The following is an 8,871-nucleotide window of genomic DNA, read 5'->3' on the forward strand; positions in this document are numbered from 1 at the left end:
GAACGCACCAAGCGGAAACGACGTCCGCCGGACGGCCACAGACCGATTTTCACGCCCAAAGGGTGTCCCCGACAGGGGACCGGACTACTCAGTCAAGCGTTTCAGATCGTGGTCCGGAGGCGGCTACCACGGAAACGCGCTGGTCAGTCGAACATGGCGCAGTTGACCGCGTCCATCAGGGCCGCGCCGGTCTGGTGCGCCTGCTTGCTGAGAGTGGACGTGGCAAAGAAGAAGGCGGCCGTGCGATGGCCGGTGGAGTCGGTGACGTTGTAGGTCGCATAGCCCGGGACGACGCCGACGTGGTCCCAGACCGTGCCACAGTCGGTCTTCGCCGTCTCTATGCCCAACCCGTAGCCGAGCTCGTCCGGGTCCCCCGGCCCGTCCTCCGGCACGGTGGTGCGCATCTCGGCCAGTTGGGCGGCGGGCAGCAGGCGGCCCGACATCAGCGCGCCGTAGAAACGGGACCAGTCATCGGCGGTGGACACGATCGCGGCATCCGCTCCGTCGGCCGTGACGTAGTCGCCGGTGACGTCCACGTGGTCGTCGTGCTGCGGTCCGGCGTAGTTCCTGAACTCGTCGGGGACGTTCGGTGGCATGTGGGCGGCGTCAGGTTCGTAGCCGTGCGCGTGCCGGTCGTGCCAGGCGGAGCCGGTGGCGTAGAAGGTGTGCCGGAGCCCCAGGGGTCCGGCGATCCGGTCCCGCACCAGCGCCGCAAGGTTCTTACCGGTGGCCTTCTCCAGGACGGCGCCGATCGCGATGTAGTTGGTGTTGCTGTACGACCACTCGGTGCCGGGCTCGAACAGTGCCGGGTGTCTGCTCACCAGGCTCAGGATTTCCGTCGACGTCCATACGTGGGAGTCCCGGCCAGTGAGGGCCGGTGCGAGGGCGGGGTCCTCGGTGTAGTCGAACAACCCACTCGTGTGGTTGAGCAGCATGCGCAGGGTGATCGCTCTGCCGTTGCGCACCTGGCCGGGCAGCCACTTGTCGACCGGGTCGGTAAGGGCGAGTCTGTGCTCAGCGACCAGTTGCAGGACGAGGGTGGCCATCACCGTCTTGGTGTTGGACGCTTCTCGCACCTCGTCGTCCGCCCTGAGCCGATGGTCCTTCTTCGTCCAGGCGGCCTGCTCGGAGATCTCGATGGGCCTGTCGTGACCGTCGTCCACCCGCACGATCACCCCGGGCACTCCTTCTTCGACCAACTTCCGCGCTAACTCCCGCAGGTGAGCGCGTGTCTCCGCAGTGCCGTCCTGTCGCACCGCCCAGAGCGTCCGAGGGCCGACGGCCGCACTCTCGCGGACCGCCGCACTCTCGTGGACCGTGTTCGCACTCGACGGGGTCGCAGCGAGGGGCACGACGAGGGCCGCGGACACCGCAACTGTTGCTACTGCGCGAAACCCCGTCAGTTGCGGGCGCCGTCGGACACGCACATTCACACGCAATTCATGCTCCTTCGAGAATCCGGGAAGGACATCGGGCACGATCGGGAGACGGGGAGGAGAACACGGGACTCCGCCCGGCGAGTTGTCGCCCGGCCCTGGGGCGAAGCCAGCTCCGGCGGGCCCTGCACAGCTCTGGGGAATCCTTCGGAGGATAGCCGAGGGCGGGGTGAAATAGATGAATATCGGTTACGCACCCACGGCATCATCGACGCCCTGGCCGAGGCCGACGTGCGCTGCTGGGCCGATAAGGGATACCAGGGTGCCGGCGGCACCGTGCACGTCCCCTACCGCGCCCGCTGGGAGAACATCTCCGCAGGCCAGCAAGCCGTCAACGTCTCCCACGCCAGGATCCGCGCGGTCGGCGAGCAGGCGATGGCCACCCTGAGGTCCTGGCGCCTGCTGCGCAAGCTCCGCTGCAGCACCACCCGTATCACCGACCTGGTCAAGGCCGTCCTCGCCCTGCATCTGGCGACGTCGATCTGAGGCTGGAAAAGGCTCGCTGTCTGCCTGATCACCCACCGCAACGTCCAACGGCATTGTTGAGTGTTGTCCCGCAATGATCGCTCAGAGGTCCGGCAAGGGCGGCGTCTCGTCCATCACCTGCAGCAACTTCCGGGCAGGGGCGGCATACTCCGGCAGCACGGACGAGGCGAGCCCTTCGACAACTGGCCGGCGTGCGTACACGGCAGCCCTGGCGGCTGCCTCCCAGCCGGGTTGCTCGCGGTAGCTCGTGCAGTACTTGCGGTCCTTCGCCGCCGCGGCGGCGGTATCCCCGGCACCGGCCAGCGCAGAACCCATGTCGGCCATCGACCAGGTGCGGAGTCAAGCGGGTGGGTCAGGCCGAGGAAAAGGCGGTTACTGTGCGGAACAACCTCATCGGCCCGTCCGTACTATCTCTACGCCAGGCCCCGCGCTGTGATGCGGCACCTACGGTGCCTGGCGCGCGGGTCACTCACCCGGGTTCTCCGCGGCCGCCGCAGACCCCTTTTCGGCCGTGACATCAAGGAAAGGCCAGCATCATGTCCGAGAGCACGACCTCCTCCACGGATCTGACCTCGCAGTACGCCGCCCAGGTTACCCAGGACCTCGAACACAACCTCAAGGAACAGGAACGCGTCAGCGGGGAGATGGCCGCACTCCAGCAGCAGTTGGCCACCTTGCAGCACAACCACACCGTGCTGGTGAACATGCAGCAGGCACTCGGCATCACCCCCCCACCGGCCGAGCCCGCCGCGCCCGAGCAGGCCACCGTGCCGGCTCCCCGCAGAAAAGCCGCCGCACGCACGAGCACCACTGAGCAGGCCAAGAAAACCACCGCCGCACCAAGCCGCACACAAGCCCGTAAGCCGGCCAAGAAGACCGGGGCCACCAACTCAACAGCGGGGCAGCCCTCACTGGTCGAACTGATCCGCCAGCACCTCACCGAACAGAACGAACCACGCTCCACCGTCGAGATCACCGCCGCCCTCGGCCAGGCCCACCCCGACCGCGGCATCAAGAACACCGTCGTACGCACCTCCCTCGAAAACCTCGTCGCCAAGAGCCAGGCGCAGCGCACCAAGCAGGGACGCTCCGTCTACTACACCGCCCCCGACACCGCCCAGCCCACGCCGGTCTCCCCGGCCGAGTCACAGGAGCAGGAGGCCCAACCCGAGGAAGCTCAGTAGCCGCTCAGGCCTCTCACGACGGCATGGACTGGCTCAACAGCTCCCGTCGGGTCCACAGGTCAACTGGGGCCAGGTCGGCCAGTCCGCTGCCATCGGCTGCCTGGCCGGGATGCCCGACGACAGCCTTGGCTCAGCTCTTGGAGGCAGGGCAGGCTCCCGCGCGGCGGGGTGCACCGCGCCCAACAGCTTCACCAGCGACGCACCGGTGCTGATGGCCGACACATCCCGCAAGCCGATCAAGAACGTCGTCGTAGGCGACACGGCGTTCGTACCGACCCCGAAACCCAGGAGAGCGGGCCGCGGAGGGTCAGTGCGCTGATCGAGGGGGTGACCAGGAACGTTCGCCGGGTTGGGCAGTCGGGCCCCTGCCGAGAGCGGACGGCCGCCCCAGGTCACGGCATGACGATGTCCGCGCCTGCGCCTACGCCTGCCGCCGTGTCTATGCGCAGTTGGCCGTGGGGGCCTGCTGATTCAAGCGTGTGCGCCGCGGGTGCTCAGGTCGCCAGGGTGGATTGGTGACGCGGCTGCCGTGGGCGTACGGCGTAGGTGCGGCGTGCGCGGTCTTCGGACGTCCGGTATCACCCGGCCATCTCGTGCCGGACCTGCGGGCCGCCCTGCGACGTGCAGCCCAACTGCGGAGGCGCGTCACGCGATTGCTGCGCGACCTTCACATCCCGCCCTTCACTCACAGCGAGTTGTGCGAGGCAGCGGGGTTGGGACAGGAGTCGACAGACGACGAGCGGTTGGCGAACGCAGCACGAACAACGAGCGGCGTCACGGGAGTTGGCCGACCATCCACGGACCGGATATGCATGATCCACGAGTTGAATGACCCAGGGGATAGGCACCGGGCGCATCCTGGCCCATAGTCGTGCAAGTCCTGACGCCCCCTCTTTCGTCCGGGCGTTTCCCTTCGGTGCACCAGTGCTCTGCGGTGTGGCACGGTCACGGCGGCATCCGCTGCGCCCCTGCTCACCGCTGTGCTGGAGTCCTTGCGTGCCCGGATTCGCTTCCCCGCCCATGCCCTCGGGCAGTTTCGTCGTCCCCCACACCGAGCCCGCGCCCGAAGCCGGGAGCCCTCTGCGCGTGCTGCTCCTGATGACCGGCAGTTGTCTGCCGGTCCTCGGGGCCGTGCTCCTCGCGCCGGTGCTGCCGAAGCTGCAGGATCAGTTCGAGACGGCGGCCCACGCGGACGCACTGGTCCCGATGCTCCTCACCATTCCCGCGCTCACACTCGCCCTGCTGGCTCCTCTCGCCGGTGTCCTCGTCGACCGTCTGGGACGCAAGCCTCTGCTGGTCGTCGCGACCGCCCTCTACGCGCTGTTCGGCACCGCACCGCTGTGGCTGCACTCGCTCGGCGCCATCGTGGCCAGCCGCGCCCTCCTCGGTGTCGCCGAGGCCTTCATCATGACCTCCTGCACCACCCTGATCGGCGATTACTACACGGACCGGGTACGCGACCGCTACCTCGCCCTGCAGTCCGTGTGCGCCACGATCTCCGCCACCGCGTTCTTCATCCTCGGCGGCGCGATGGCCGCCTCGGACTGGCGTGCGCCGTTCCGCCTCTACGCCGTCGGACTGCTCCTCGCCCCCGCGCTGGCGCTGTTGCTGCCCGAGCCCCGACCGGACGCGGCCATGGACCAGGCGCCCGCCGTCGCAGGGCGGCGGTCTTCCGGGCTCCGACTGGCCGGTGTCTGCCTGCTGTCGGTGTTCGGCGGCATCGTCTTCTATGCCGTCCCGGCGGAAATGGCCTATCTCATGAACGGCCTGGGCATACAGTCGAGCGGCCTCATCGGCATGGTCACAGCGATCGCGAGCGCCGCCACCGTCACCGGATGCGTCATCTTCGCCTCGATGGTCGGCCGGCCGGAGCGCAGACTGCCCGCGATCTTCGCCCTGTGCGGAGCCGGGCTCGTGGTGATCGGCCTGGCGCACAACGTGGCCATCCTCATCCTGGGCACCTTCCTCAACGGCATCGGCACCGGTTTCCTGCTCCCCACCCTGGTCACCTGGGCACTGTCCAAGCTGGAATTCGGCAACCGCGGGCGCGGCACCGGCCTGTGGACCGCGTCGTTCTTCCTCGGACAGTTCATCTGCCCGATCGCCCTCACCTCGCTCAAGTCCGCCACAGGCGGCCTCTCCACCGCCGTCGGCGGCCTCGGCCTCGCCTCAGCGCTCCTGGCGGTCACACTGCTGCCTCTCCTCCGCCGGACGACGGCCACTCAGGACGCCCGACGGGTATGACCCAAAACCTGCGCCGGAGGTCCTCGACACGCCCCTCGGTACGAGAGACGACGGACAAGGGAGTTGGGCACGAATGCTCCGATCCTTCAAGGCGCTGACCACCCCCGAAGTCCTGGCACCGGCCTCAGCGGTGTCCTTCCGCCATGCGATCCCGGCCCGCGGTCAGTCCGGGATTCGTCGAGCGGTACGACGAGGACGCCTCCTTCGGGCTGCCTGGGGTCAAGCGTGGCATCATCGCGGCGGCCAGTGAGCCTTTCCATCCTCAGCATGAGCTGGCGAGATGGAGGGTGAGGACGGCTTGGACGAGGCTGGTGATTCGGGTCGTCGAGCACTTGAGGGTGGCGATGGCCTGTTCGACCAGGGCCCGGACCTTTGCGTGGGATCGGTTGACGGCCTGCTGACCGGCGGAGAGGCGGTCCCACCGGCCGCGGTACGGGAGGCGGATCGTGCCGCCTGCGCCCTGGTCCCCCTTGTCCGCCCAGCAGGTGATGCCGGCCTCGGCGAGAGCGTCGATGATGCCGTGCTCGCGGGCCGCCCGGACGGCATGGACGGCACCGGCCAGGGCCGGTGAAGCCCACAGCAGACGCCCCTTTGGGTCGGCTATGACCTGCACGTTCATGGCTCAGTGTATGGCTGGCCGCTGCTTTGCCCCGCCCCGGCCGGTGAACCTACGTATTCGATTAAGTAGTTCTACTGGCGCCTCCGGAAGGCAGCGTTGGGAGACTCGCCCCATGAGCTTCCTGAGGGAGCCGTGGTGTCACGCCGGGGAGCTTGCTGCCTCTCTACTGGGCAACCGTCGCCAGCGGTCCAACGGGTAGCGAACGCTGTCTAGTCAATAGAGCCCGGCTGAACATTGGGAGAGTCCTCCGTTGGTTTCCAAGATTCGTGTCCTTCTGGGCATGCTCGTGCTCCTGGCGCTGGCCATCGGCGCCATCGCCTTGCTCGCGGCCATGAAAGCCGGTGCTGCCTGGTTCACGATCGTTCCTCTCGGCATCCTCTTTATCGGCGCGTCCGTCGTCCGGTCGCTCGGATGGTTCGGCAAAAAGGCCGGTGACTGACCTGGCGGCTCGCAGGTCGGGGTGGTTGGTCTCCGAGTGGATGACCACGCGGGTGAGGTCGGCAGGTACGTAGGGCACACCGTTCTACTACAGCGCTCTGCTCACGGGGCAACAGCAGGTCCGTCCGCCCGGCTCAACCGGGTGCCGTCGAGCAGCCGGTCTGCAACCTTCCTGCTCAATTGATCGCTGCCATGGCTGACCGCCGCCGCCCATGCCGGACTGGCAGTTCATGGGAGGGAGAGGCAGGGCCGACGTGTGCCGGGACGACGAACGGGATTGTCAGCGTGTCTCCGCCCGGTGTTCGCGCATTCTGACGTTTCTGTCGGACAGTGAGCCGGTTCCAACCTCACCTGCCGGATGGGCAGTTGGCCTGACGGACGGATGAAGCCCCTGGTAGATGGGTTTTCGACCAAGAGAGCCGGGCCGTATGCTCAGCTCGCGGCTGGTTTCGGGCCAGCCCTGGATCGACCCGCAGGGTGTCTTCGTCGAGGCACTTCGGAAAGTACTGGGGCCGGCAGTGGACGGCGGAATCCTAGGAACAGGTCGTCGAGAAGTTCACCGCCGCCGGGGTCGAGGTGGTCCTGGTCGCCTTCGACATCGAGACCGTCATCGGCGCACCGCCGTGCAGCAACGACTACGTCACCGAGCTGCGTGCCAAGTACCGGGAACGCGTCATCCACACCTGGCGCGCGATGGACCCCTTCAAGGGGGAGGCGGCGATCGACGAGGCGAAGCGCGCGGTGACCGAACTCGGCGTCCTCGGCTTCCACTTCCACCCGGTCATGGGCCGCTGCGCGGTCGACGACCGTGCCCTGAGCCCGCTGTTCGAGACGATCTCCGGGCTCGGCGCGCCCGTGATGATCGACGTCGGGACGACCGGCATGGGGGCCGGTATGCCCGGCGGCCTCGGCTCCCGGCTGGAACACGCCCACCCGCTGGCCGTGGACCATCTCGCGGCCGACTTCCCCGACATGACGATCATCGCCGCCCATCCCGGCCGGCCCTGGGTCGACGAGGTGACCGCGGTCGCCCTGCACAAGGGCAACGTCTTCTGGGAGTTGTCCACCGCAACGCCGAGCGGGTACTCGGCCTCTGACCTCGGCCCGTCGGCACCGGCTCTACGCCGCCTTCGCCGTCGCGGCGGCAGCAGGGGCGCCCGACCACACCAGAGGGCGGACGGCGGGCAGGGCTACGGTCCGTGCCCGCCGTTCGTTGTCGGTGCTCGCCCCTACGACAGGGGCATGACCTTGCGGTAGGTGAACACCGCGACCGCCGCGACCACCACGTGCATCAGAAGCAGCGCCCCGACACCGGTCGCGCCGCCGTCGCCGAAGAGCAGGAAATCGGGCACGAACGACACCACGACGAGAGTCGGCACCAGCCAACGCACCAGCGCCGCGGGGTCCTTCGACACCTTGCGCACGATGGCCCAGCCGATCGCGCCTGCCACCACGCCGACGGCCGTCAGGAAGATGTACGAGGACGCCTTCAGCGGGCGGAAGTCGTCGGGTGCGCCCGCGGCCAGGGCGAGGAGAGCGAGTACGGCGTCCGCCACCGAGGCCGCCACGATCGCGGCGACCACACCTCCCGCCACAACGAGCGGACCACGGCGGGCGGTGACGGCGTCAGAGGCAACAGACATGGCGACTCCAGTGAGACGACTACGGGAGGAGCCCCGCAGCGAGATGTTTGAAGTATCAAACGATAGTGTGGCCGAATCTTCTTGAGTCTTCAAGCTTCCGGTTCCGACGGTTCATGAACGCGCCGTCGTTCAGGCCTGCCAGGCCTGCTGTTGCGCGGGAGAGACGGCCCCGGGATCTTCCCGGTGTGGTGTGCCGGCGGGCCCGTCCCCCTCGCGCCCTCCCTTCCTAAGGCTCAAGACCGGCGATCTCGATCATCGGAGGCGGGGTCGCCCCCGTCCGCGCCCTGCTCGTCCCAGGCCTCGTAGGTCCCGTGGCCGCGGCCGGCGACGGACTCCGCGATGATCGCGGCGAAGGCTGTGGAGTTCGGTGCTCCCTCCGGAGAGGAGGGAACGCCGGCGATTCCATCGACCGGTACGGACTCCGTCGCCGCATAGGTGACCGTGTCGGGGAGCATGACCGACGACGTCGTGCCTTTCTGCTCGCCCGAGGGGCGCAGTTGGACGCGGATGCCGTGCCGGTCGGCGAGCCGGCCGACCACGAACAGACCCATCTGCCGGGAGAGCGCGGCGTCGATCCTGGGCGGATTCGCCAGCTTGTCGTTGATGTCCGCGAAGTCCTCCGCCCTCACGCCGATGCCCTCGTCGTGAATCTCCACCACGATGCGGGCGTCGGGCAGACGGGTCGCGGTGACGCGGACCTTGGCCTGCGGGGAGGAAAACGTTGTCGCGTTCTCCAGCAGCTCGGCGAGCAGGTGCACGAGGTCGGTGACCGCGCGGCCGTGGATCTCGGCCTCCGGGACGCCGGAGAGCTCGATGCGCTC

Annotated in this window: 8 protein-coding genes and 3 pseudogenes; 6 read left to right on the forward strand and 5 right to left on the reverse strand. The window is 68.2% G+C overall.

The annotated features are described in order from the left end of the window. Positions 1–143: 143 nt before the first annotated feature. Positions 144–1,175, reverse strand: a complete 1,032-nt coding sequence (locus ACWC09_RS51690) for a serine hydrolase domain-containing protein (RefSeq protein WP_450859168.1) — start codon at positions 1,173–1,175, stop codon at positions 144–146. A 450-nt stretch (positions 1,176–1,625) separates the two neighbouring features. Between ACWC09_RS51690 and ACWC09_RS51695 the strand changes: the two are divergent. Then, positions 1,626–1,922: pseudogene (locus ACWC09_RS51695) on the forward strand (transposase family protein); the annotation flags it as partial. 81 nt (positions 1,923–2,003) lie between these two features. On the opposite strand, the gene ACWC09_RS51700 reads toward ACWC09_RS51695, so the two are convergent. Further along, positions 2,004–2,237, reverse strand: coding sequence for a hypothetical protein (locus ACWC09_RS51700; protein ID WP_450859170.1), 234 nt, complete (start codon positions 2,235–2,237; stop codon positions 2,004–2,006). Positions 2,238–2,458: 221 nt separating this feature from the next. Here ACWC09_RS51700 and ACWC09_RS51705 point away from each other — a divergent pair, with 221 nt between their 5' ends. The 3 genes and pseudogenes from ACWC09_RS51705 (at position 2,459) to ACWC09_RS51715 (ending at position 5,350) form a co-directional block, all read left to right on the forward strand. Then, a complete protein-coding gene (locus ACWC09_RS51705) occupies positions 2,459–3,106 on the forward strand; it encodes a hypothetical protein (protein ID WP_450859172.1) in 648 nt (215 codons plus the stop codon). Between the two features lie 550 nt (positions 3,107–3,656). Beyond that, positions 3,657–3,855 (forward strand): annotated as a pseudogene (locus ACWC09_RS51710) (phosphorothioated DNA-binding restriction endonuclease); the annotation flags it as partial. 247 nt (positions 3,856–4,102) lie between these two features. Beyond that, the gene (locus tag ACWC09_RS51715; RefSeq protein ID WP_450859174.1) at positions 4,103–5,350 is read left to right on the forward strand and encodes an MFS transporter; all 1,248 of its coding nucleotides are present in this window, start codon (positions 4,103–4,105) and stop codon (positions 5,348–5,350) included. Between the two features lie 262 nt (positions 5,351–5,612). On the opposite strand, the pseudogene ACWC09_RS51720 reads toward ACWC09_RS51715, so the two are convergent. Beyond that, positions 5,613–5,969 (reverse strand): annotated as a pseudogene (locus tag ACWC09_RS51720) (transposase family protein); the annotation flags it as partial. A 280-nt stretch (positions 5,970–6,249) separates the two neighbouring features. Between ACWC09_RS51720 and ACWC09_RS51725 the strand changes: the two are divergent. Then, positions 6,250–6,408 (forward strand): hypothetical protein, encoded by a 159-nt coding sequence (locus tag ACWC09_RS51725; RefSeq protein WP_450859176.1) that lies wholly within the window; start codon positions 6,250–6,252, stop codon positions 6,406–6,408. Between the two features lie 575 nt (positions 6,409–6,983). Continuing rightward, the gene (locus ACWC09_RS51730) at positions 6,984–7,664 is read left to right on the forward strand and encodes an amidohydrolase family protein (protein ID WP_450859178.1); all 681 of its coding nucleotides are present in this window, start codon (positions 6,984–6,986) and stop codon (positions 7,662–7,664) included. Here ACWC09_RS51730 and ACWC09_RS51735 read toward each other — a convergent pair. Both ACWC09_RS51735 and ACWC09_RS51740 read right to left on the reverse strand, forming a co-directional pair. Next, positions 7,637–8,050, reverse strand: a complete 414-nt coding sequence (locus ACWC09_RS51735; protein ID WP_450859180.1) for a DUF6069 family protein — start codon at positions 8,048–8,050, stop codon at positions 7,637–7,639. The genes ACWC09_RS51730 and ACWC09_RS51735 overlap by 28 nt on opposite strands. 233 nt (positions 8,051–8,283) lie before the next feature. Next, positions 8,284–8,871, reverse strand: a 588-nt coding sequence (locus ACWC09_RS51740; protein WP_450859182.1) for a sensor histidine kinase, incomplete at its 5' end; no start/stop codon positions are given.

Source organism: Streptomyces sp. NPDC001617 (assembly GCF_053596855.1).